This is a genomic window from Thauera sp. DNT-1 (assembly GCF_055393985.1).
In genome coordinates, this window is record NZ_AP043752.1 from 3403018 (window position 1) to 3425682 (window position 22665).

At 63.4% G+C, this 22665-nt stretch carries 21 protein-coding genes and 1 pseudogene; 16 read left to right on the forward strand and 6 right to left on the reverse strand.

Going from position 1 to position 22665, the window contains the following annotated elements:
- Positions 1–48: 48 nt before the first annotated feature.
- Together phaC and ACZ5PP_RS15720 are read right to left on the reverse strand one after the other, a co-directional pair.
- Positions 49–1872 (reverse strand): class I poly(R)-hydroxyalkanoic acid synthase, encoded by a 1824-nt coding sequence (gene phaC / locus ACZ5PP_RS15715; RefSeq protein WP_004312074.1) that lies wholly within the window; start codon positions 1870–1872, stop codon positions 49–51.
- Positions 1873–1921: 49 nt separating this feature from the next.
- Complete coding sequence (locus ACZ5PP_RS15720) at positions 1922–2956, reverse strand: MBL fold metallo-hydrolase (RefSeq protein WP_464826239.1); 1035 nt, start codon at positions 2954–2956, stop codon at positions 1922–1924.
- A 151-nt stretch (positions 2957–3107) separates the two neighbouring features.
- Between ACZ5PP_RS15720 and ACZ5PP_RS15725 the strand changes: the two genes are divergently transcribed.
- The 8 genes from ACZ5PP_RS15725 to ACZ5PP_RS15760 all read left to right on the forward strand — a co-directional run bounded on the left by ACZ5PP_RS15725 (position 3108) and on the right by ACZ5PP_RS15760 (position 9950).
- The gene (locus tag ACZ5PP_RS15725; protein ID WP_464826240.1) at positions 3108–3575 is read left to right on the forward strand and encodes a PaaI family thioesterase; all 468 of its coding nucleotides are present in this window, start codon (positions 3108–3110) and stop codon (positions 3573–3575) included.
- A 59-nt stretch (positions 3576–3634) separates the two neighbouring features.
- Entirely contained in the window at positions 3635–4777 is a 1143-nt protein-coding gene (gene can / locus ACZ5PP_RS15730; RefSeq protein ID WP_464826241.1) for a carbonate dehydratase, read from the forward strand.
- A 47-nt stretch (positions 4778–4824) separates the two neighbouring features.
- Positions 4825–6033 carry an acetyl-CoA C-acetyltransferase gene (locus ACZ5PP_RS15735; RefSeq protein ID WP_464826242.1) on the forward strand — a complete coding sequence of 403 codons (1209 nt, stop codon included), beginning with the start codon at positions 4825–4827 and terminating at the stop codon, positions 6031–6033.
- Between the two features lie 133 nt (positions 6034–6166).
- On the forward strand, positions 6167–7300 hold the full coding sequence (locus ACZ5PP_RS15740; protein WP_464826243.1) for an acyl-CoA dehydrogenase: 1134 nt from the start codon (positions 6167–6169) through the stop codon (positions 7298–7300).
- A gap of 416 nt (positions 7301–7716) precedes the next feature.
- Positions 7717–8238, forward strand: coding sequence for a phage tail protein (locus tag ACZ5PP_RS15745; protein WP_464826244.1), 522 nt, complete (start codon positions 7717–7719; stop codon positions 8236–8238).
- Between the two features lie 48 nt (positions 8239–8286).
- The gene (locus tag ACZ5PP_RS15750) at positions 8287–8805 is read left to right on the forward strand and encodes a phage tail protein (protein ID WP_464826245.1); all 519 of its coding nucleotides are present in this window, start codon (positions 8287–8289) and stop codon (positions 8803–8805) included.
- A gap of 102 nt (positions 8806–8907) precedes the next feature.
- Positions 8908–9411, forward strand: a complete 504-nt coding sequence (locus tag ACZ5PP_RS15755; protein ID WP_464826246.1) for a phage tail protein — start codon at positions 8908–8910, stop codon at positions 9409–9411.
- Positions 9412–9416: 5 nt separating this feature from the next.
- On the forward strand, positions 9417–9950 hold the full coding sequence (locus ACZ5PP_RS15760; RefSeq protein ID WP_464826247.1) for a GNAT family N-acetyltransferase: 534 nt from the start codon (positions 9417–9419) through the stop codon (positions 9948–9950).
- Positions 9951–9979: 29 nt separating this feature from the next.
- On the opposite strand, the gene ACZ5PP_RS15765 is transcribed toward ACZ5PP_RS15760, so the two are convergent.
- Entirely contained in the window at positions 9980–10645 is a 666-nt protein-coding gene (locus ACZ5PP_RS15765; RefSeq protein ID WP_464826248.1) for a PEP-CTERM sorting domain-containing protein, read from the reverse strand.
- Positions 10646–10949: 304 nt separating this feature from the next.
- Here ACZ5PP_RS15765 and ACZ5PP_RS15770 point away from each other — a divergent pair.
- The 3 genes and pseudogenes from ACZ5PP_RS15770 to ACZ5PP_RS15780 all read left to right on the forward strand — a co-directional run.
- Positions 10950–11245: pseudogene (locus tag ACZ5PP_RS15770) on the forward strand (acyl-CoA dehydrogenase family protein); the annotation flags it as partial.
- 286 nt (positions 11246–11531) lie between these two features.
- A complete protein-coding gene (locus ACZ5PP_RS15775) occupies positions 11532–11945 on the forward strand; it encodes a hypothetical protein (RefSeq protein ID WP_464826249.1) in 414 nt (137 codons plus the stop codon).
- A gap of 65 nt (positions 11946–12010) precedes the next feature.
- A complete protein-coding gene (locus tag ACZ5PP_RS15780) occupies positions 12011–12478 on the forward strand; it encodes a hypothetical protein (RefSeq protein WP_464826250.1) in 468 nt (155 codons plus the stop codon).
- Positions 12479–12517: 39 nt separating this feature from the next.
- Here ACZ5PP_RS15780 and ACZ5PP_RS15785 read toward each other — a convergent pair whose 3' ends face one another.
- On the reverse strand, positions 12518–13105 hold the full coding sequence (locus tag ACZ5PP_RS15785; RefSeq protein ID WP_464826251.1) for a DUF2889 domain-containing protein: 588 nt from the start codon (positions 13103–13105) through the stop codon (positions 12518–12520).
- 129 nt (positions 13106–13234) lie between these two features.
- Between ACZ5PP_RS15785 and ACZ5PP_RS15790 the strand changes: the two genes are divergently transcribed.
- Entirely contained in the window at positions 13235–13660 is a 426-nt protein-coding gene (locus tag ACZ5PP_RS15790; protein WP_464826252.1) for a nuclear transport factor 2 family protein, read from the forward strand.
- A 584-nt stretch (positions 13661–14244) separates the two neighbouring features.
- Here the strand turns inward: ACZ5PP_RS15790 and ACZ5PP_RS15795 are convergent.
- Together ACZ5PP_RS15795 and ACZ5PP_RS15800 are read right to left on the reverse strand one after the other, a co-directional pair.
- The gene (locus tag ACZ5PP_RS15795) at positions 14245–14952 is read right to left on the reverse strand and encodes a response regulator transcription factor (protein ID WP_464826253.1); all 708 of its coding nucleotides are present in this window, start codon (positions 14950–14952) and stop codon (positions 14245–14247) included.
- A 57-nt stretch (positions 14953–15009) separates the two neighbouring features.
- Positions 15010–16650 carry a PAS domain-containing sensor histidine kinase gene (locus ACZ5PP_RS15800; RefSeq protein WP_464826254.1) on the reverse strand — a complete coding sequence of 547 codons (1641 nt, stop codon included), beginning with the start codon at positions 16648–16650 and terminating at the stop codon, positions 15010–15012.
- Between the two features lie 76 nt (positions 16651–16726).
- Here ACZ5PP_RS15800 and ACZ5PP_RS15805 point away from each other — a divergent pair, with 76 nt between their 5' ends.
- From ACZ5PP_RS15805 to ACZ5PP_RS15820, 4 genes are all read left to right on the forward strand, one after another.
- Entirely contained in the window at positions 16727–17269 is a 543-nt protein-coding gene (locus ACZ5PP_RS15805; protein ID WP_464826255.1) for a transposase, read from the forward strand.
- 259 nt (positions 17270–17528) lie between these two features.
- Positions 17529–18569, forward strand: coding sequence for an IS630 family transposase (locus ACZ5PP_RS15810; RefSeq protein ID WP_464825996.1), 1041 nt, complete (start codon positions 17529–17531; stop codon positions 18567–18569).
- 631 nt (positions 18570–19200) lie between these two features.
- A complete protein-coding gene (locus ACZ5PP_RS15815) occupies positions 19201–20157 on the forward strand; it encodes a WD40/YVTN/BNR-like repeat-containing protein (RefSeq protein ID WP_464826256.1) in 957 nt (318 codons plus the stop codon).
- A gap of 20 nt (positions 20158–20177) precedes the next feature.
- Complete coding sequence (locus tag ACZ5PP_RS15820; RefSeq protein ID WP_464826257.1) at positions 20178–22649, forward strand: efflux RND transporter permease subunit; 2472 nt, start codon at positions 20178–20180, stop codon at positions 22647–22649.
- Positions 22650–22665 lie beyond the last annotated feature (16 nt).

The following is a 22665-nucleotide window of genomic DNA, read 5'->3' on the forward strand; positions in this document are numbered from 1 at the left end:
ACGAAAAACGGGGAGGGCTTCCCCTCCCCGTACTCGTCGCGACAAGGCTCAGGCGGCGGCCTTGGCGTCGATGCGGATCTTGACGAAGCTGCCCGGGGCGTCTTCGAGGACCTCGAGCTTGCCGTTCACCGGATCGCGCGCCTCGGTCTGCTCGCTGTCGTGTGCGGTGACCCAGGCCTGCCAGTCGGTCCACCACGAGCCCGGGTGCTGCTGCGCGCCTTCCAGCCAGGCGTCGGCGGTCTCGGCGAGCTTCGCGCTCGGGTTGAGCCAGTAGCCGTACTTGTTGGCGGCGGGCGGGTTCACGATGCCGGCGATATGGCCGGAGCCGCCGAGCACGAAGCGGGTCGGGCCGCCGAAGCGACGGGCGCCCATGTAGGTGCTCTTCCACGGCGCGATGTGATCCTCGATCGTGGAAATGAAGTAGCACGGCACCTTGATCTTGCCGAGGTCGATCGGGGTGCCGTCGATCTCGATGCCGCCCGGCTCGATCAGGCGGTTTTCCATGTACATCGTGCGCAGGTAGAAGCTGTGCATGGCCGCCGGCATGCGGGTCGAGTCCGAGTTCCAGTACAGCAGGTCGAACGGGAACGGATCCTTGCCGAGCAGGTAGTTGTTGACCACGAAGGACCAGATGAGGTCGTTGGCGCGCAGCATGTTGAAGGTGCCGGCCATCTCCGAGCCTTCCAGGTAGCCGCGCTCGAACATCTTCTTCTCGAGGCTGGACACCTGGCCTTCGTCGATGAACACGCCGAGTTCGCCCGGATCGGTGAAGTCAGTCATGGTGGTGAAGAAGGTCGCCGAGAGGATGCGCTTCTGGCGCTTGGCGGCGAGGTAGGCGAGCGTGGTCGCCAGCAGGGTCCCACCCAGGCAATAGCCCGCGGCATTCACTTCCTTCTCGCCGGTCTGGCGCTCGATCGCGTCGAGGGCGGCGATGACGCCTTCCTTGACGTAGGCGTCGAAGCTCTTCTGCGCCAGGCGCTCGTCGGGGTTGACCCAGGAGATCACGAACACGGTGTGGCCCTGGTCCACTGCCCACTTGATGTAGGAGTTCTTCTCGCGCAGGTCGAGGATGTAGAACTTGTTGATCCAGGGCGGCACGATCAGCAGCGGCTTCTTGAGGACCTTTTCGGTGCTCGGGGTGTACTGCAGCAGCTGCATCATCTCGGTCTGGAAAACGACCTTGCCCGGCGTGGTGGCGACGTTCTTGCCCAGCTCGAAGGCCGAGGTGTCGGTCATCTTGACGCGCAGGTTGCCGCCGCCGTCCTCGACGTCGCGCAGCAGGTTGTTGAGGCCCTTGAGCAGGTTCTGGCCGTGGCTCTTGACCGTCTCGCGGAAGACCTCGGGGTTGGTCATCGCGAAGTTCGACGGCGACAGCGCGTCGATATACTGGCGGGTGTAGAAGGTGACCTTCTTCTGCGTCTGCTCGTCGAGGCCGTCGACGCCGCTGACGGTGTCGTGGATGTGGCGCGCGGCGATCAGGTAGGACTGCTTGATGAAGTCGAACAGGAAGTGCTGCTCCCACTCCTCGTCCTTGAAGCGCTTGTCGCTCTTCTCGGGGGCGGCGACGGGCGAGGCGCTCAGGCCGGCGACACGCATCATCGAGTGCTGCCACAGCGAGAAGTAGTCCCACACCAGATTCATCTGCGCCTGGGCGAGCTTGTACGGGTTGGCCAGCAGCTTGGCCATCATGTCCATGAAGGCCTGGGCGATGCCGAGCTCGTCGGCGGGGGTGCTCACGCCCTTCTTGAGTTGGCGATGAACGTGGTCGCTGATCAGGTGCGAGGCGCGGCGGGCGACTTCGGCATAGGTCTTGGCGACTTCCTGCGGGTCGGGCAGGTCGCAGGCGGGGGTCTCGTTGCTGGGTGCGGCCATCTTGTTCGGGCTCCTGTTTTTGCGGCGGGGCGGTCTGTTGCGGACAATGTTACGGACAATGGGTGAAACGGATCAGGCCGTCCGCATCGACGCGTCTCGAGAGCTCTCCCCTCTTCTCGAGATGGTTGAGGTGAGCGATCGCTTCCCCCATGGCGAACATGACCTGATGGGTATCGAGCTCGCGCGGAAACAGCGTCGGCAGCAATGCTGCGGCGCTTTGCGGCATGGCACAAGCCGCCACAAGCACCTCGCAACGTTCGCGATGATGCTCGACGAGCTGCTCCACGCGTGCCCGGATACCCTTGAAAGGTTTGCCATGTGATGGTAGCACGAGCGTGTCGTCGGGCAAGGTGCAGAATTCTCGCAATGAGTGGAGAAACCATCCCAGGGCGTCGCCATGCGGCGTTGCAGCATAAACGCTGACGTTGGTGGAGATGCGCGGCAGCAACATGTCGCCCGCGACCAGTACACCGAGCTCGGCGCAATAAAGGCTGGCGTGCTCGGGTGCGTGGCCGAAGCCGACGATGACGCGCCAGGTATGGGCGCCGATGCGCAACTCGTCGCCGGCAAACATGCGCTCGTAGCGGCCGGGCACCTGCGGCGCACCGATGCGGTAGGCGTTGCCGCGGGTCAGCAGGGCGTCGCGGCGCATCTCGTCGAGGCCGTGGCGGCGGAACTGCTCGACCATGTCGGTGGCGCAATAGCCCGGCAGCTGGTGCCACACTGCCTGGGCGGCGAAGAACTCGCCCTGGGTCATGTGGATCGCCGCGTCGTCGCGCGCGGCCAGCCAGGTGGCGAGGCCGATGTGGTCGGGGTGGTGGTGGGTCACCACGACGCGGCGCAGTGGCCGGCCGTCCGCGGCGAGCACGGCGTCCCACGCCTCGCGCGTCTCGTCGCGGGCGAAGCCGCAGTCCACCACCGCGAGCGTCTCGCCTTCGTCGAGCAGCCACAGGTTGATGTGGTCGAGTGCGAAGGGCAGGCGCATGCGCACCCAGCGCAGGCCGGGTGCGATCTCGATCGTGTGGCCGGGTGCGGGCAGGCTGTCGAAGGGGTATTCGAGGGCCGTCGGGGTGGCGGTGTTCATGGGGTCTCCTCTGTGGGGGGCGGGCTCGTCCGCTGCGTGGATTCGTATGCCCGGGCGGCGTTCCTGCCGTCGAGCGGTTCCGGAACGAAGGTTATTACGTGAACGTTAACGTATCGACAGGCATAATTACAGCTTCGACGGAGACATGAGCATGCGACCCGAATTGCCCCAGTTCCAGCCCCGCGACCCCGGCTACGCCGAGCGCGTGCGCGCCAGCTTCGCGCTGCAGCAGGCGATGAGCCTGATCGGTGCCGAGATACCCGTGGTCGAGCCCGGCTACACCGAGATCCACCTGCCCTTCAGGCCGGAGATCTCCCAGCAGCACGGCTTCATCCACGGCGGGGTGGTGGGCATGATCGCCGACTCGGCCGCGGGCTACGCGGCCAACACCCTTACCCCGGCGGACACCAGCGTGCTCACCGTCGAGTACAAGCTCAATCTCGTCGCCCCCGCCGACGGCGAGCGCCTGGTGGCACGCGGCGAGGTGGTCAAGCCGGGTCGCACGCTGATCATCACCAAGGCCGAGGTCTTCGCCATCCGTGACGGAAAATGGACCTTGTGCGCCCTGATGCAGCAGACGATCATGGCCATGCACGGCAAGAAGGAGCGCGCCGCCTGAAGGCTTGCTCTTCCCCTTCCCCCGAGAGATCCGTTCCCGAACCTTCCCGGAGTCCTGCCATGCCCTCCCGTCTGTGCGCACTCGGCGCCAACGACACTACCGAGCTCGAGCACGTGCGCGGATTTTTCCGCCAGTACGCCGCTTGGCTCGGCGTGGACCTGAGCTTCCAGGGCTTCGCCGACGAGATCGCCAACCTGCCGGGCGCCTACGGTGCCGCCGACGGCCGCCTGTTCTACGCCGAGGTCGATGGCAAGCCGGCCGGCTGCGTGGGCATCCGCCGCTTCTCCGAGGGCGTGTGCGAGATGAAGCGGCTCTACGTCGATCCGGCCTTCCGTGGCCGCGGCGTGGGGCGCAAGCTCGCGCTCGCCGCCATCAAGGCGGCGCGCCTGTTCGGCTATCGCCGCATCCTGCTCGACACCATCCCGTCGATGCGGATCGCGGTAAAGCTCTACCGCGAGCTCGGCTTCAAGGAAGTGCCCGCCTGTTACCCCTCGCCGATCGAAGGCGCGATTTTTCTGACCCTCGACCTGGAGAACTGGTCGGAGGACGAGGTCAACAACGAGAACCTCTTCCACCTCTTCGACTACAACCAGGCGTGGTCGCGCCAGATGCAGCAGCTCGATCCCGGCTTCTTCGGCAAGCTGGCGCAGCTTCAGGCCCCGGAATACCTCTGGATCGGCTGCTCCGACTCGCGCGTGCCGGCCAACCAGATTGTCGGCCTGCTGCCGGGCGAGGTCTTCGTCCACCGCAACATCGCCAACGTGATCGTGCACACCGACCTCAACGCGCTGGCGGTGATCCAGTACGCGGTCGATGTGCTGCAGGTGAAGCACATCATGGTCGTCGGCCATTACGGCTGCGGCGGCGTCAAGGCGGCGCTCGAACGTACCCGCGTGGGCCTCACCGACCTGTGGCTGCGCCACGTGCAGGACGTCCACGTGCGCCACCTGCAGGCGGTCGATGGCCTCCCGCCCGAGCGGCGCCACGACCGCCTGTGCGAACTCAACGTCATCGAACAGGTGGCCAACGTTGCGCAGACCGTGGTCGTGCAGGACGCCTGGCGGCGCGGTCAGCGCGTCACCGTGCATGGCTGGATCTACGGCCTGCAGGACGGACTGATCCGCGACCTGGGGATGAACGTCAGCCGCCCCGACGATTTCATGCCGCGCTACGCAGCGGCGCTCCAAGCGCTCGGCAACTGAGCTCCGCGCAGATTCGAATCGATCAACACTCGTAACAGGAGAATCACATGTCCGATCCCGTCGTCATCGTTTCCGTCGCCCGCACCCCGCTGGGCGGTTTCCAGGGCGACCTGTCCGGCCTCACCACGCCGCAGCTCGGCGCCATCGCCATCAAGTCGGCGGTCGAGCGTGCCCGCCTCTCGCCCGAGCAGGTGCAGGAGGTGATCATGGGCTGCGTGCTGCCCGCCGGCCTGGGCCAGGCGCCCGCCCGCCAGGCCGCGCTCGGCGCCGGCCTGCCGCTGTCGGCCGGCTGCACCACGATCAACAAGGTGTGCGGCTCGGGCATGAAGGCCACCATGCTGGCCCACGACCTGATCTTCGCCGGCAGCAACGAGATCATGGTCGCCGGCGGCATGGAGTCGATGTCCAACGCGCCCTACCTGCTGCCCAAGGCGCGCGCGGGCTACCGCCTCGGCCACGGTCAGATGTTCGACCACATGTTCCTCGACGGCCTCGAGGACAGCTACTCCAAGGAGAACAAGGGCCGTCTGATGGGCACCTTCGCCGAGGACTGCGCCGGCCACTTCGACTTCACCCGCCAGGCCCAGGACGAGTTCGCCATCGCCTCGACGACGCGCGCGCAGGCCGCGATCAACAACGGCGACTTCTCCTGGGAGGTGGTGCCGGTGACCGTTTCCGGCCGCAAGGGCGACGTGGTTGTCGACAGGGACGAGCAGCCGCTGAAGGCGCAGATCGACAAGATTCCGGGCCTGAAGCCCGCGTTCAAGAAGGACGGTACCGTCACCCCGGCCAACTCGAGCTCCATTTCGGACGGCGCCGCCGCGCTGGTGCTGATGCGCAAGTCCACCGCCGACAAGCTCGGCCTCGAGCCCGTCGCCACCATCGTCGGCCATGCCACCCACGCGCAGGCGCCGGCGCTGTTCACCACCGCCCCGGTGGGCGCGATGCAGAAGGTGCTGGCCAAGGCCGGCTGGACCACCGAGCAGGTCGACCTGTGGGAGATCAACGAGGCCTTCGCGGTCGTCACCATGGCGGCGATGCACGAGATGAAGCTGCCGCACGACAAGGTCAACGTGAACGGCGGCGCCTGCGCCCTCGGCCACCCGATCGGCGCCTCGGGCGCGCGCATCCTGGTCACGCTGATCGGCGCGCTGCGCAAGCGCGGCCTCAAGCGCGGCGTGGCCAGCCTGTGCATCGGCGGCGGCGAAGCCACCGCGATGGCGATCGAGGTCGATTCGTCGGTGGCTTGCGGCTGAATCGGATCAACCGCTGCGGCCGCTCGCGAGACGACCCTGCCAGGTCCCTCGTTTCGGTAGGGGCGACCCGCCGGGTCGCCCCTACGACGCGCAGCGCCACACCAGCAAGGACTTCTACAAGGACAGCAGTGCAATGATTCTCACCCAGGAACAGGAACTCATCCGCGACTCCATGCGTGCCTTCGCGCAGGAGCGCCTGGCCCCCTTCGCCGCCGAATGGGACCGCAACCACACCTTCCCGCGCGAGGCGCTGAACGAGCTCGCCGAACTCGGCGCGCTCGGCATGGTGGTGCCCGAAGAGTGGGGCGGCGCCGGCATGGACTACATGAGCCTGGTGCTGACGCTGGAAGAGATCGCCGCCGGCGACGGCGCCACCTCGACCATCGTCAGCGTGCAGAACTCGCTGCCCTGCGGCATCCTCAACCGCTTCGGCAGCGACGCGCAGAAGGAAGCCTGGCTGAAGCCGCTCGCGCGCGGCGAGCGGCTCGGCTGCTTCTGCCTCACCGAGCCGCACGTGGGCTCGGACGCCTCGGCGATCCGCACCACGGCCGTGCGCGACGGCAACGAGTGGGTGTTGAACGGCGTCAAGCAGTTCATCACCACCGGCAAGCACGCCGACGTCGCCATCGTGTTCGCGGTGACCGACAAGGCCGCCGGCAAGAAGGGCATCACCTGCTTCCTGGTGCCGGCGAACGCGTCCGGTTATCAAGTCGGCCGCATCGAGGAGAAGATGGGGCAGAAGGCGTCGGACACCACGCAGATCCTGTTCGAGGACTGCCGCATCCCCGCCGATTCCGTGATCGGCAAGGAAGGCGAGGGCTACAAGATCGCGCTGTCGAACCTCGAGGCCGGCCGCATCGGCATCGCCGCGCAGTGTCTCGGCATGGCGCGTGCGGCGCTGGAAGCCGCGGTCAAGTACGCGCAGGAGCGCGAGAGCTTCGGCAAGCCGATCTTCGAGCACCAGGCGGTCAACTTCCGCCTCGCCGACATGGCGACCCAGCTCGAGGCGGCGCGCCAGCTCGTGTGGCACGCCGCCAGTCTCAAGGATGCCGGCCGGCCGTGCCTCAAGGAAGCCTCGATGGCCAAGCTCTTCGCCTCCGAGATGGCCGAGCGCGTGTGCTCGGATGCCATCCAGGTGCATGGCGGCTACGGCTACGTCACCGACTTCCCGGTCGAGCGCATCTACCGCGACGTGCGTGTGTGCCAGATCTACGAAGGTGCGAGCGACATCCAGAAGCTGGTGATCGGGCGCGCGCTGGCGGGCTGATCCTCGGCCGCCATTTGCCGCGGGCGCCGCGAGGCCGGCCTTTCCTGCGAGGGGAGGCCGGCCTCGCCCCGTTTGCGCAGCCTCCTCGCCATGGCCACCGGCACCGGCAAGGCGCGAGCGGTCGTCGGCCTGACGTACAGCCGGCTCAAGGCCGAGCACGTCCGCCGCACCCGACCCCTTCGCCCAGCGCGTTGCCCAGGCCGAGGCGCGCATCGGCTCGACGTGCGCCTCGGCGACAGGCTGCAGGCGGGGCTCGAGTTCAGGTTGCCGATGTTGCGAAGCGGGCTGCATTGCAGGGAAACCGGGGGCAAATCGCCATTCCACGGAGTTTCTCATTTCGGCAGTGACAGCGTCGGTTTCCTTGCCTACTCTTCCGTGAGGCGCCAACCCTCGGGGCGCGGCATACGGAGGTTGTCATGGCTGATCCATTTCTGGGCGAGATCCGGGCCTTCGCCGGCAATTTCGCTCCCCTCGGGTGGGCGCTGTGTCAGGGGCAGCTTTTGCCCATCGCCCAGAACGACGCCTTGTTCGCGCTGATCGGAACGACCTATGGCGGTGACGGGCAAACCACCTTTGCGCTGCCCAACCTCGCGGGCCGCATTCCTGTCCATCAGGGTGCGGGGCCCGGCCTGACCCCGCGGGCGCTGGGGGAGGCGGGCGGCAGCGAAACGGTCGCCCTCGGTGTCCCGCAGCTTCCCGGTCACAGCCACGTTGCGATTGGCGCCAACTCGGGTGCGGACAGGGTCGGGCCGGCTGCAGCCTACTGGTCCACCGATCCAGGGGGCAACACCGGTGCGTACAGCACCACGGCCGGCAGCCAGATGGCGACCGGCGCGATCGGCACTGCCGGGGGCGGACAGGCCCACGCCAACATGCAGCCCTTCCTCGTGCTCAACTACATCATCGCGCTGGAAGGCATCTTCCCGTCGCAAAGCTGAGCACCATCCGTCCAGTACCCTGAAGCGCATCCGAAAGGAGAGATGTCGATGAGCGATCCCTACATCGGAGAAATCCGATCGTTCGGCTTCAACTTCGCGCCGCGCGGTTGGGCCCAATGCAACGGGCAACTGCTTCCCATCGCGCAGAACACCGCGCTGTTTTCCATCCTCGGCACCATGTACGGTGGCGACGGAAGGACGAACTTCGCGCTGCCCAATCTGTCGGGAGCGGTCGCGATGGGCAGTGGCCGGGGCAGTGGTCTCACGCCGCGTAGCCAAGGCGAGCGCGGTGGTTCGGAGTCCGTGACCCTGACGCTGGGCGAGATGCCAGTCCACGGTCACGCGGCCAATGCCAATCCGGCGAACGGCAATCAACCGGGCCCGGGCGGCAACTTTTGGGCGCAGGACCTGGGTGGAAGCAAGGACTACGCTGACGCTGGCACGGTGGCGATGGCGCCCGGGGCGATCGGGATTGCCGGGGAGGGCCAGCCTCACTCCAACGTCCAGCCCTTCCAGGTGCTCAACTTCTGCATTGCACTGCAAGGGATTTATCCGCCGAGAGGCTAGCAAGATCTGCCTGCGTGCGCCCGATGGGCGGCTTGGCCCGCCAAGCGTTCAACACACACTGGAGCCGCGGTTCGGCTTGGTGATCAGTGAGGAGGCAAGTTCATGAGTGAACCTTTCGTCGGCGAGATCCGGCCCTTCGGCTTTGGCTATGCGCCCAGGGGTTGGGCGACCTGCGACGGTCGATTGCTGCCGATCAACCAGAACCAGGCGCTGTTTGCGCTGCTGGGCACGATGTACGGTGGCGACGGGCGAACCACCTTCGCGCTGCCGGATCTGCGAGGCAGAGCCGCGATGCACATCGCTCAAGCCCATCCGCAGGGGCAATCGGCCGGCACCGAGACCGTCAGCCTTACTGTCGCCCAGGTGCCCCAGCACAGCCATGCAGCCATGGCCAGCGCGGCGCCGGGCACCCAGTCGAGCCCGGCCGGAAAGGTCTGGGCCCAGGACTCCAGCGGGAATGTGATCTTCAGCAGTGCGGGAAACGCACCACTGGCCGCCGGGGCGATCGGCCCCGCGGGGGCGGGCCAACCACACGCGAATATGCAGCCCTATCTCGCCGTGAACTACTGCATCGCGCTGCAGGGCATCTTCCCGTCCCGCGACTAGCCGGGATGGACGGCGAAGCGAGCCTGCCGCCTGCCGCTGCGCTGCGCGCAGGCCCGGAGGTCGCGCTGCGGGCCGAATGCGGGAACGACGAAGCCTTCGTCTTCAGGCTGTTCGTCGAAGCGCGTGCGCCCGGTTTCGCGAATATCCCTCTCGAGCCGGCCCAACGGGATGCGTTGTTCCGCCAGCAATTCAAGTTGCAGACTGCGCAATATCGGTGCAGCTTTCCGGCGGCGTCTTTCAGTATCGTCGAGTGGGGTGGCGCTACCATCGGTCGCTTCTACGTCGACCGGTCGGCGCCGAGCATGCACGTGATCGACGTGGCGCTGCTGCGGGCGTGGCAGGGGCGCGGCATCGGCAGCCGTCTGCTGGGTGAGTTGCTGGAGGAAGCCCGCGTGGCTGGCCGCGCGGTGAGCTTGCATGTCGAGCGCGAGAGTCCCGCGCAATCTCTTTACCTGCGGCTGGGATTCCGTGTGGTCCGTGACAAAGGGGTCTATCTGCAAATGGAATGGCGGCCGGCCCCGGGGGGGCGGGCCGCCTGAATCTGCCAGCCGCGACCGGCGGGCTGGCCCTACTGCGCTCGTCTGCGGCGCGTGGCGGCGAAACCTGCCAACGCCATCGACAGCAAGGCACCGGTTGCCGGCTCTGGCACGTTGTTCGTCGGTGGCTGTGCGGTGGTCGTGATCCTCAGGGTCGAGAAATCGAGCGCCGCGCCGTTGAATGCGGTCTCACCGAACAGACCCAGGCCCGGGCCCTGCAGCGCAAGGGAGAAGGTGGCCGTCCCGGTTCCGAGCGTGGCGAAGACGGAATCCGGCAGCGTCAGCGTATAGACGTCGTATTCCGATCGCGCCCCGCCACCGGCTTCGAACAGCGTACTCATCGCGCTGGTCAGGTCGAAGCCATTCAGCGTGAAGGCCGCGACCTGACTCCCCGGCGCCGCGGACTCATGGTCGTAGATGCCGAGCGTCAGGCTCGCGCCGAGGATGGTGGGCTGCGATCCGTAGGACGAGAAAGTCCAGCTTGCCGAGAAGTTGCTCGCGGTGTCGGCGCCGCTGAACACGCCGTTGAACGGGGCCGATTCGTTGCCCCCCGCCGTCAGGAAATCGGCCGTACCGGGCGTGCTGCCGTTGGTGAAGTCTTGCTCGCCTAACGTCAGCAGCACATCCGCTGCCGCGGCCTGCGATACCAAGGCAAGCGCAGGTGCCAGCACTTTGAAACCCGTCCAGTTTCGATTCATCGATCTCTCCTTGGGTCTTGTGGGTGAGTCAGCAACGTTCAACGGGCCTCGCCGCGGTTTCCACACGGACAGCGGGTTGATGCGTGTCATTAAAGACGTGGCGCCTTCCGGTAGCAAGGCATAGTGAAGGCTAAAAAGATGGATCCCGACAGCACCGTCTTTTCTGGTGAGTCGCGCCGTTCGTGTCGGGCGGACTTGGCTGCGGTCACGGAGGCCGGATTCGCCGGATCTCTGACGCAAGTGGCAACAGGCGAGGCCGATTCCATGCGGAACGGATAGGCAGGAGGAGTGGGGGAGCTGCCCCTATTCCCAGGCACTGTCGAACCTCGAGGCCGGCCGCATCGGCATGGCCGCGCAGTGCCTGGGCATGGCGCGCGCGGCGCTGGAGGCCGCGGTCAAGTGCGCGCAGGAGCGCGAGAGCTTCGGCAAGCCGAGATGGCCGAGCGCGTGCGCTCGGATGCCATCCAGGTGCATGGCGGCTACGGCTACGTCACCGACTTCCCGGTCGAGCGCATCTACCGCGACGTGCGTGTGTGCCAGATCTACGAAGGTGCGAGCGACATCCAGAAGCGGGTGATCGGGCGCGCGCTGGCGGGCTGATCCTGCGCGGGCGCGACCGCAGGCCGGCCCTCCCGTCGCGGGCCGCGCCGGCCGCGGGTTTGCAGGGAACGGCAGCGACGCTTCGTGCGTCGGTGCGGCCCGGTGTGGGCAATTTGCCCGTCGGTCGTGAACTGCACCACGGCTGCAGTCGAAGGGTTCGTGAGAACATCCGCTGCAGGAGCGTCGGATCGATCCGCGGTGCCTTCCGCGGTTGCCGGGTCGGGCGCACCGGAACGATTGAAGAACGATCAGCGAGGCGAGCGTCATGGAAGCCGTGTCCCCTGCAATGAATTCCTCCGTTACCCGCGAGCTCATGCGGCCGAGCGAGCCGCGTCAGGCGCAGGCCGTCGAGGGCGAGCAGCAGGCGGCGCGCGCGCAGGACCCTGCGGCACGCGCTGCCTCGGCGAGCCAGGTCGTGCCGCCGAGCGCGGTGGTCACGCTGAGCGCGGCAGCGCGTGCCGAAGGTGCGGCGCAGTCGCCGCCCCCGGCCCAGGACGGCACGGTCGAGGCGCGCGCGATCGAGCAGGCGCGTGCGGCTGCAGCCGATGGCGACGTGCGCAACAATTACTCCGCGCAGCGTGCGCTGGCCTCCTACGAGGCGATGTCGCAGGTCGGCGCCAACAATGCCGCTGCGCGCCCGAACCAGCCCGAACCATCGATGGCGCCGGGGCAGCGCGAGCCGGGCGTGCTGCGCACCTGAGTTGCGGCAGGGTTCGGCCTCGACAAGGGCCGGGCACGGCGGCCGAGCACTGAGCACAGATCATCATGTCCATCCCTGGACTGGGTTCATCCGCCCCCACTGCCTCCTGGCTCGGCGGGCAACTGTCGCGCGAGCAGGCGCAGCGCGGCGCCGAACAGCTCGAGGCCAAGGCGGCCGCGCTCTCGGCCGAGGCCGCAGGCGCGCGCGACGCGGCGGACGATGCCCAGCGCCGTGCCGACGAACTCCAGACCCAGGCAGGACAGGCGCGTACGCGCGCGGAGATCGGCAAGCAGGCGGTCGGCGCGATGCGCGGCATGGACCGCGCGACCCGGGCGCTGTCGGCAGCGCTGGGTCGCATCGCCGATGCGAACGGGGCGGCCCCCTCCCGGGGTGCTACGACGCAGGACTCCAGCCGGCCTCTCGTGCCCCTGCAATCCGCAACTGGACAAGGCGCGAGTCTGTATACGCCCGCAGCCGCGGTCCGGCCAGCGCTCTCCGTCCAGCCTGGGCAGATCGTCGACCTGAGGGTTTGAGCCGCACCGGTCGCGCGATGCGCGCCGCGGTATCACCGTTCAGCGCGTGTTTCGCATCTCCGCGGACTCCTCCTCCACAAGCTCGGGATATTCCTGCCGCAGTGTGTCGCCATCGCGCCGCCAGGCCGCACAGCCGCCGACAAACGCGACCGCACGGCTGTCGGTCCATTTGCGCGGGTCCGGCTCGGCGGCGAACTGGCGGGTGATCAGCGTGGGCCAGATCGCCTGGGTGTAGGTGTTGCCGATCTGGACCAGCAGGTCGGTGAGGTGGGAGCAGCCCTCGACGCCACCGACTCGCTCGCGCGCCTCGCGCAAGAACCCCGTGCCGACCTTCAGTCCGATCAGCCGGCGGTAGGCCGCCCGGCTTTCCGGACAGGCGGCCCACGGTACGGTCCGCATGCTCGTGTCCACGTCGTGGATCACCGCGTCGTCGTCGATCAGCACCGCGATCGAGATGTGATGGAGCGTTTCGCCGGGGCGCACCAGCGGGCGTGAGCGGAAGGGCATGTCCTCGCCCTTCTCGTCGATCACGGTCGCCTCGATTTCCCACAGCCCGTCCCGGCGCCGAAAGGCCTCGCACACGATGCGCCGCGTGTGCACCCGTTCCCGTTCGCTGTTTCCGAGCATGTCTGCCGCCTATGGTCCGTATCGTTGGTCGTTGCCTGTGTGTCCGCACCCACGCCTGTCGGCGCCTTGGCGCCTATACTGCTGCGGCCGGTCGGTGGACGATAACAAGAGATGGAGGAGGGTGAAAGAATGGACATCGAACAATTCATGCAGGGATACCGGAAAGCCTGGGAAGAGCGCGACGACGCGCAGTTTTGCGCCTTGTTCGTGGCGGACGGCGAGTACCACAACACGCCCTTCGCGGTGCAGCGCGGTCACGCGCAACTCGCCGCCTACTGGCAGCGCGTGAAGTTGCAGGAGGACGTGCGGGTGCGCTACGAGATCCTCGCCGCCACCCCGGCCGGTGGCATCGCCCATTGGCACGTCACCTACCAGGTGGCCTCGGAGGAGCTGTTCCGGATCTGGGCGCAATCCACCGGCACCAACCTGGTCGCGCGCAAGCCGGGCGATCCGCTGCCGCGGATGGTACTCGACGGCGTGCTCGAGGCGGAGTTCGACGGCGGCTTGTGCAGGCGTTGCGACATCTGGTGGCACAGCATGCCGGAGCAAGGATGACGAGCGCATCGGACCCCGCTTCCTGGCGTAATATTCCCTGACGGTTCTGACTGGAGGCGGGGTGGCTCCAGGCCCCGCAGGGAGTGCGCATGGCAGTGATTCTTGCGAAGACGGGCAAGGGTCACGCCGAAATCGCCCACCGGTCCGGCGAACTGAGCGCGCGGATTCGGCGAGTGCAGATCTTCATCGATGGGAAGTGTTCGGTCGAGGAGCTGCGCAATCTTGAGCACTGCGACGATCTCCAGCACCGCCCGGGGCTCCTCGAAGAGCAAGGACTCATCGAGATGCTCGAGGCGTGCAACGAGACACGCACGCCCGGAGGCGCAGCACCAGCTCGGTGCCTTCCAGGGGGGGGGAGAATCGTGCCCGCCGGCAACGGGCCCGCTACTTCATGCTCGACACGATCAACGCCTTCGTCGAGGCCGTGGGCACCAGCTCGCTGCAGGAGCGTATCGCAGCGGCGTGAAAACAGGCCGAATTGCGCCAGTTGTTCGAGGAGTGCTAACACGCCATCGTCTGTCCGTGTTTTCCTCTTTCGATATTTCGCTTTGGCCCTCGGCCTCTACGGTCTTCTTATGCAAAACTCATTCTGATCTGGAGGGGCACTTCCCAGGTGCAGGAAGACGTGATTTCGATCCGGTATTAAAGCTCCATTCGCAGTCGCCGCAATGACTGCTGTTACGGATCGTGAAATGAATCAGATCGCCGGTGGATCTTAATCCAAGCTTGCTCATGATGCGCCCTCGGTGTGCTTCAACGGTCTTGTAACTGATGTCCAGTAATCTGGCAATTTCTTTGCTGCTGTTTCCGGCAACGACCTTTTCAAGGATTTCCAATTCCCGTTGTGACAATGTTGAAAGAAGGTCGAGGTGTTTTTGTTTTTCACTTTGCTTATCTCTCGCCTCTTTGCATGCCGCGAGTGCGGCGTTCACCGCATCGAGTAGATCCTGATTGCGGTAAGGTTTTTGAAGGAAGTCGAAGGCGCCTCTCTTGACTGCCTGTGCGCCCATCTGGGCGTCGCCGTAGGCTGAAAGGAAAATTATCGGGAGCTTGAAGTTCCTTTCGTACAGTGCCTGTTGCAACTGCAATCCACTTACGTTCTGCATTCGAACATCGAGAATAAGGCAGCCGTAAAGACAGGAAACGTTGGCGTCAAGAAAATCTCTCGCGGATTCGAATGTCCGAACATTCAGGGAGATCGAATTGAGGAGCCAAGCGAGCGAGTCTCTGACCGACGCCTCGTCGTCGACGACAAATACTGTTGGCGTACTTTCGATCGTTGTGGGTTGCATGAGACTCTCCTTCTTGCGCTGTCAAGTGCTACTGCAGGAATAATTCATGAACGTCAATTACATTGGCAAGGTGAACTGGAATCGTGATCCGCGTTGCTCTGTCTTCGAAAACGAAAGTTCGCCGCCGTGTGATTCGATAATCGATCGGCAGATTGCCAGCCCAATCCCGAGTCCGTCCGGTTTGGTTGTGAAGTAGGGCTCGAAGACGCGCTTGGCCGTCTTTCGCTCGAGGCCAGCGCCATGGTCTTGGACGAATACCTTCATCAATCGTCCTTCAGCGATAACTTCGTTTCCGATTGTAAGTATCCGAGAAGGTGGCTCCATTTCAGACATTGCTTCGATTCCATTCTTGATCAGATTGAAAAGAACCTGCTGGATTTCAATCTTGCAGAGAGGGGCAAGCGGAGGCGAAGCCATCAGCTGGAGCTGAATTTCAACCTTGAATCGATGAATTTCGAAACTAAGAAATGAAAGCGTGTCCTGAATGACTTCGTTGATGTTCTCGGGAACTTTTTCGGGTTTGTGCTTGCAGACGAAATCCTTGATCCGCCTTAGAATCTCGCCAGCCTGGTCGAGGTGGGTTGTCGCAAGCTCCAGCGATCGAGAAATCTCCGCAGTGCCCTCCACATGTTCAAGCCGCAGTCGGCAGCCCTGAAGGTAATTGACTGCTGAAACCAAGGGCTGGCCCATTTGATGTGCGAGTGCTGCAGCCATCCCCGCCATCGCGTCGATACGCCCAAGGCGGGTGAGTTCCGCGTGGCGCAACCTCTCCAGTTTCTCGATCCGCTTGCGATACGTGATGTCGGTGAATGCCGCCACGACCATCTTCTCGTTCTTGAGCTCCAGTAACGATGAGCTGACGCTCAACCACCGAACCTTGTGGCTCTCCTCGTCTTGCATCCCGATCTCGATATTTCTGAGTGAATCTCTTTGGAGGTCGTGGATCCGCCAAGGCAATCGTCTCTTCGATACCCCCGTTCCGTCGCTGAGAGAGAATCGTTGAGGCAGTTGTTGCCATGTTGCGGGAGGTGTTTTAGGAGCGCCGATAATTTCGTTGAACTGGTAGTTGGCTTCGAGAATCATGCCGCTATCGGAGGTGATCGAAATTCCGATGGGGAGCATATGAAAAAGTTTCTCGTATTTTTCCCGGTTCTCGTTCGCAGCATCTTCCGCTAGCTTCCGCGTTGCAACTTCCTGCTCGAGCTCCTTGACATGCTTGTGTAGCTCGAGTGTTCGTTGGTGGACCAGGATTTCAAGTTTTTCGACGCTGGCCTTCAGATTGTCCTCTATGCGCTTGTGTTCGGATATGTCCTGAATTACCCAAATCGATCCGAGCCGTGGCCTGGAAGGGTCAAGCAGCGCACCGGTCACGATACACCAAACGACAGAGCCATCCTTACGAATAAACGGGCGCTCGTCTTTAAAGGTTTCGTGGCGTTCGAAGAAATGACCGTATGTGTCTTCGATTATCTGGAATGAGTCTTCGGTTGGATACAGCAGCCGTACAGACCGATTGTCTAGCTCGCCTCTCGAATAGCCGAACAACTCTTCAAGTCGCGTATTGCAGCGGACGAAAATGCGGTTCCGCAAGTGGCAGATCGCCAAGGGCGTGTTGCGGAATATGACTTCGTACCCGGCGGCGGAGTCGCTTGTGTTATCCCCGTGCATCTTGCGCTCCTTTGGTAGGTATCCGCTCATGTGGTTTTTCTCCTCTTTGCCGGCAAGCTGCGTCTTGTGAAAAAGCTGGCGTCCGATGATGTGGCGGATGTGCTTGATGCAGCAGTGCCATGCGTCGCTCGACCCGGCGATGGAGGATGCTCACAGCGAAGTCGGGGCGATGCGCCGCCTTGCTGGGATGGACCCGACCCACGGCGTACCGTCCGGGGAGACGGCCATCCTCAAGTTCCGGCACCTGCTCGAGAAGCACGCGCTCACCGGGCACATGATGAACATCATCGACGGCACGCACGAACAACGCGGCCAGCTGCTGCCACCGCTGCACCATGATGACCCGGCCACGTTCGGCAACAAGGGCTACGTGAGCAACATCATCACACGACAGGCCCGAAAAGCGGGCTTGTTGTGGGGTGTCTCGCTCATCGTCCGCAGGCGGCATCCGGTCAGCGAAACGAGCAAGCGCAACAGCCCAAGTACGCGCACGGTCCTCGCTCGGGTCGAGCAGGCCTTTTGCCTCGTCAAGCGCGGGCTTGCGTGCGAGGACGCGCACTGCGGAAGCGGTGCGACGCACATCGTCTCGGGGGCTACGCGGACCCGGTTGACCAACATCGATCTCGCACGGCCCGCTTTGACGAGTTGATGGCCAGCATCCATCCGCTGTGCCCACAAAAGGGCTAACGAGACTCGAAAGGCCTCGCAAAGCAGCTGTGCAAGTGGAAGACATGATCATCGTAGTCGGCATGAATGGCTGGCTTGGGTGAGCTTGCTCAGGACAGCAGGCGATCAGGCGCCTTGGAGATTCTGCAGCAACACCCGCGCTTCGTCTGTAGGGCTGCCCCTAGGCGTTTGAGTGTTATTAACCCGGCCCTTAAATAAACTGTTTTCTCTATAATGTGTGCATGGAAAAGATCGATGCACGCAAGCTGGGTCCTGAAGGGCGCGAGACGCTGCGCAAGATGGTGCTGCGCCTGAATACGCAGTCTGGAATGAACGGCGTGGAGTTGGCGAAGATCGCCGGCGTCCATGTGCGCACGGTGCAGGCGTGGCTGAGGAAAGCGCGCACGGACGGTGTCGGGGCGCTGGTCGAGAAGACGCGAGGCCGGCCCTATGGGGCCTGCCGGAAACTGACGATGGCGCAGGAAGTGTGGGTGCGCCAGCGCATCGTGGGCGCGGTGCCCGAGCAGTTGAGCTTGCCTTTCGCCCTGTGGACCCGGCGGGCGATCCAGGCCTTGGTGGAGCAACAATTCGGACTGCAGTTGTCCGATCGTCTCGTAGGCAAGTACCTGAAGCGCTGGGGCTACACCGCTCAGCGCCCGGTCAAAAAAGCGATGGAGCAGCGTAACGATCTGGTCCAGGCTTGGCTGCGCGAGCGTTACCCTGCCATTGCCGCGCGCGCCAAGGCCGAGGGCGCGGTCATCTACTGGGCCGACGAAACGGCCGTCAAGGAAGACACGAACTGGATTCGAGGCTTTGCGCCGGCCGGTCGCACGCCGGTGCTCGAGGCGTCGGCCCGCTGGGCCAAGCTGTCGATGATCTCGGCCATCACCAATCGGGGCGAGATCGCTTTCCAGATCGTCGAGGGCACGATCAACGCAGAACGCTTTATCGAGTTCCTCGACCGACTGATCGCCAGTGCGGCGAGCAAGGTGTTCCTGATCGTCGATAACCTGAGGGTGCATCACGCCAAGCTCGTCCAGGCCTGGGTCGAGCCGCGTCGTGCGCAGATCGAGTTGTTCTACTTGCCGCCCTATGCGCCCGAGTCCAATCCGGACGAATACCTGAACCACGACTTCAAGACCGCCCTGCGCCTGGAGCCTCCCAGCCGCGATGATTCGCAGCTCTTGAAGAAGGCCCACGCCATCATGGACCGCATCGCATCGCTCCCCGAGCGTGTCCGGTCCTACTTCGAGCACCCGGCCGCTGCATATGCTGCGCAGTGAGCGTATTTAAGGGCCGGGTTAATAGCACCACTTGTCGCGGTGGTGCAAGCCCCCTAGCCTGCAGCCATCGTCAGTTCGCTGCGCAAAGCTCGAAGGTTGCCTGGCATAGACACTACGCGGTGATCTTTGGCGTACTTGTGTAGCTGCTGCCATTTAGTCAAAAACCAATCCCGCGCAAACCATGGCTAACGCGCTGTTAAGCAGTAGGCGGCGTCATGCCGGCAACTCGTCGGACCTCACCAAAGCGCTTGCTCGGCGAACTAAAGTCAATGCACTTTCTTCGTTTCGCGCAGAGACGTTAATGCAAGCCAGCCGATACGAGAATGGCGAGGAGAGGTGACCTGCGTTGGTTGTTCATTCTGTTGATGTGAAAGCTATGCCCTGTGCAACTCGACGTGCAGTAGTTCCGGAAAGCCGGAAAAAATGCCGAGCCGGTATCCCGGATACGGCTTCTTCAGCGATGCGAAACGTAAAACCATATTCCCATTGACCAAGCGGTCCTCGCGCTGCTTCCGTTGGTGACGCGCGAGTTCGCATCCTGGATGCGCGAGGTCAATTGGTTTGGTTCAGGTGGTAGACGGGCGTGCCTCGAATGGCGGGCCGCGAGGGTCTGGGAAAGCGGGAGACAAGGATGACGTTTGCGTGTTTGAAGAGAGTCGGTGCTTCGGTGCTGTGCCTGCAGATGGTCGCCTGCAGCCAAGGGCCGGACCTGTCCGGTCTGGCCGCGGAGCGCAGTCGTCAGCCGCAGCGTTACGACGTGGCGCAGGCTATTGCAGCCAACGGGCAAGTGGTGGTGGTCGGAACACAGAACGGTGCCGTGCTGGTATCCGGCGACCAAGGGCGTACCTGGCGGCGGAAGGTTCTCGGCCATGCCTCGATGATCGATATCGCCGTTTGCGGTGAAAGCGGTTTCGTCGCCATCGATCATTACCGCAAGGTTTGGTTTGCAGGAAAGGATGGCAACGATTGGCGGCCGCGCGAACTGGAGCGGCCCCGCACACCGCTGGCTGTCGCCTGCGACGATCAGGGCGGCTGGTGGGTCGCTGGTGTGAACTCCGTCATCGCTGGCAGCCGTGATCAGGGCAAGACCTGGCGCATTACCGATCTTGGCGAAGACACTCAGGTTACGACCATCCAGTTCATCGATGGCCGGAATGCCATAGCGTTTGGTGAATTCGGCCTGATGGTGACGAGTGAAGACGGCGGTGCGACTTGGAGGAAGGGGCCAAAGCTTCCGGGCGACTTCTATCCGTATGCGGCGGTCTTCCGCGACCGGAACGAAGGATGGGTGTCGGGACTCGCTGGCCAGATTGTGCACACCCGCGATGGCGGGCAAACGTGGAGCAAACAGGTTAACGAAACATCGGCTTCGTTGAACCGCATGTTTCTTCACAAGGACGTGCCTTACGGAGTGGGTAACGGTGGAGTGATCGCTCGTCTGGACGGAAACATCTGGCGTGCCGTGCCATATACCGACGCACTGCCGGTGTTCCTGGGCGGTGGTGCTTCATTGCCGGGCCATTCCGCAGTTGTTATCGGAGGTCCTCGTGGCTTGCTACGCACCGTTAGCGTCGCCAACAACCAATAGGCGAAGGAGAGAGCGAGAAAATGGTCACCCAATTTCGTCATTCCATTACTCACAGGCTGCATCGGGGTGAGGAATGGATCTTTAGCAATCCGAAAATTGTCCTGTCGCTGATTTTGGCGGTGACGATGCTCTTCGGAATCGCCCTGCCCAAGCTTCGGATCTTCACGGATTTTTCCGATCTGCTGCCGCAGAACCATCCCTACATCAAGGTGTATAACAGGCTGAAGGAAAACTTCGGCGGCGCCAACGTAATAATAATGGCGGTCGAGGTCGAAAAAGGGACGATCTTCAACAATGAAACACTCAGGCTCATTCACGAGGCGACCAAGGGCGTCGATAGTCTGCCTGGCGTCAATCACAACCTGGTTAGCAGTCTGACTCACCGCACGGCGCGCAAGGTTTTCCTCGACGAGCAGGGTTCATTCCGATCCGAATCCTATTACGACCCCTCCAAGCGGGAGTGGAGCGTCGCGGAACTCGAACAGCTCAAGAACGACGTCATCGCCAACCCGACTATCTACGGTCTGCTGGTGTCCCCGGACCTGAAGGCGGCGCTGATCAGGGCGCAGCTGAACGAGTCTGATATCGACTACCCGGCGACTTTCGGCGCACTGCAGGAAGTGCGCAAGTCGATTGCCACCGCAGGCCACCAGATCTATGTCACTGGCAATCCGGTGCTGACCGGCTGGGTCTATACCTATGTCGGGCAGATTGTGGAGATCCTGGCATGGACCATGTTGTTGCTGGCCGTCTTGCTGATCGTCTACTTCCGCACCTTATACGGCATTGCGCTACCCGTATTAGGAATTGCCTTGTCGACGATATGGGGATTAGGGTTCATGGCGTTGATGGGCATCAACCTCGAGCCCTTATCCTTGCCAATCCCGTTCCTGATCGCCGCGCGTGCGACATCGCACGGTGTGCAACTGGTCGCTCGCTACTATGAAGAATTGGCGATCGTCAAGAACGGCAAGCTGGCTGCCCGGAATGCTCTGGATGCGCTCTTCCGGCCGGGGTCGCTAGCAATCATCGTCGACGCGATCGGCATCGCAGTGCTCGTGCTCGGTGCCGCCCCGTTCAATCACAAGCTCGGTATCGCTGCGGGTTTCTGGGGCTTTTCGGTCATTTTCACGGTGCATTTCATGGTGCCCCTCGCGCTCACCATTCTGCCGCAGCCAAGGAAGACCGAGAACGATAACCAAGGTGTGCGAAAGCTGTTGGGAGGCTTCATGGCACTTACGGGGGGCACTGAAGGCGGCGCCCGCAGCATTCTTGTCCTCACCCTCGTCGGCGCGATTGGTTGTACCTACTTCATCAGCCGTGTCCAACTTGGCGAGTCGGAGCCAGGCTCCCCTCTGCTACATCAGCACCACGATTACAACCTCTCGACCAAGGCGATCAATACGCGCTTTCCCGGCTCCGAGGAACTGCATGTCGTGGCCCGCACCGACGAGATCGGTGGAATCAAACGTCCGGAAGTGATGGCAGCCATCGAGCGGTTCCAGGCGCATATGCTGTCAGATCCGGAACTGGGCGGCACCAAGGCGATTCCAGGCGTGATCAGAGTGGTGAATAAGCTCACCCATAACGACGATCCGCGCTGGATGCAGTTGCCCGACACCGCCGAGGAAATGGGGGGGCTGATGTTTGCCTATATGGCGTCGAGCCCCATTCCAGGTGCGCTGAAAGAGTTCATAACCTCGGACGAGAACGAGGCGAACATGGTCTTTTACTACAAGGACCATCGGGCGGAAACCGTTGATCGTATCGTCGCGTTGGCAGAGGACGGGATCAAGCAGATCGAAGCGGAGGTTCCGGGCCTGCATATCGAACTGGGGGGCGGTATTCTCGGCGTTACGGCCGCTGGAAATCAGGCGCTCCACTCCGATCACATGATCATCATCCCGGCAGTGATGATCCTCGCGTTTGCGTTGGTGACCATCTATTACAGTTCAGCTCATGCGGGCTGGCTGATGGTCCTGCCGATGTTGTTCTCGACGTTGATGACCTATGCCTACATGGGGGCGATGAATATTGGTATCAATGTCAATACAGTGCCGGTGATCGCCGTCGGTGTCGGTGTCGGTATCGACTATGCGGTCTACTTCATGGACCGGATTCGGGAGGAATTCGTCGAACTCCGCGATCTGAAAAAGGCCGTTATCAACGCCGTGGCGACCACGGGCTACGCCGTGAGCTTTACCGCCGCTACCCTGATTGCCGGTGTGGCGATGTGGATTTTCATGTCCGATCTGCGCTTCCAATCAGATGCGGCTGTGCTGCTTTCTTTCATGCTCATCGTAAATGCAATTGCCGCGATGCTGATTGTGCCGTCGTGGTGCGTGGTATTCCGGCCAAGGTTCGTAATCGCCACCAAGTACGACGAAGATGGTGTCCTTGAGAATGAGGAGGAAGCGGCAGGTCGTGAAGCGGAGCGCTTCGAAGAGGGGGCATCGGATGGCGGTCAACTCGGTTTTTTACTGAAGCCGTAATCAGCGAGGAGGGGGC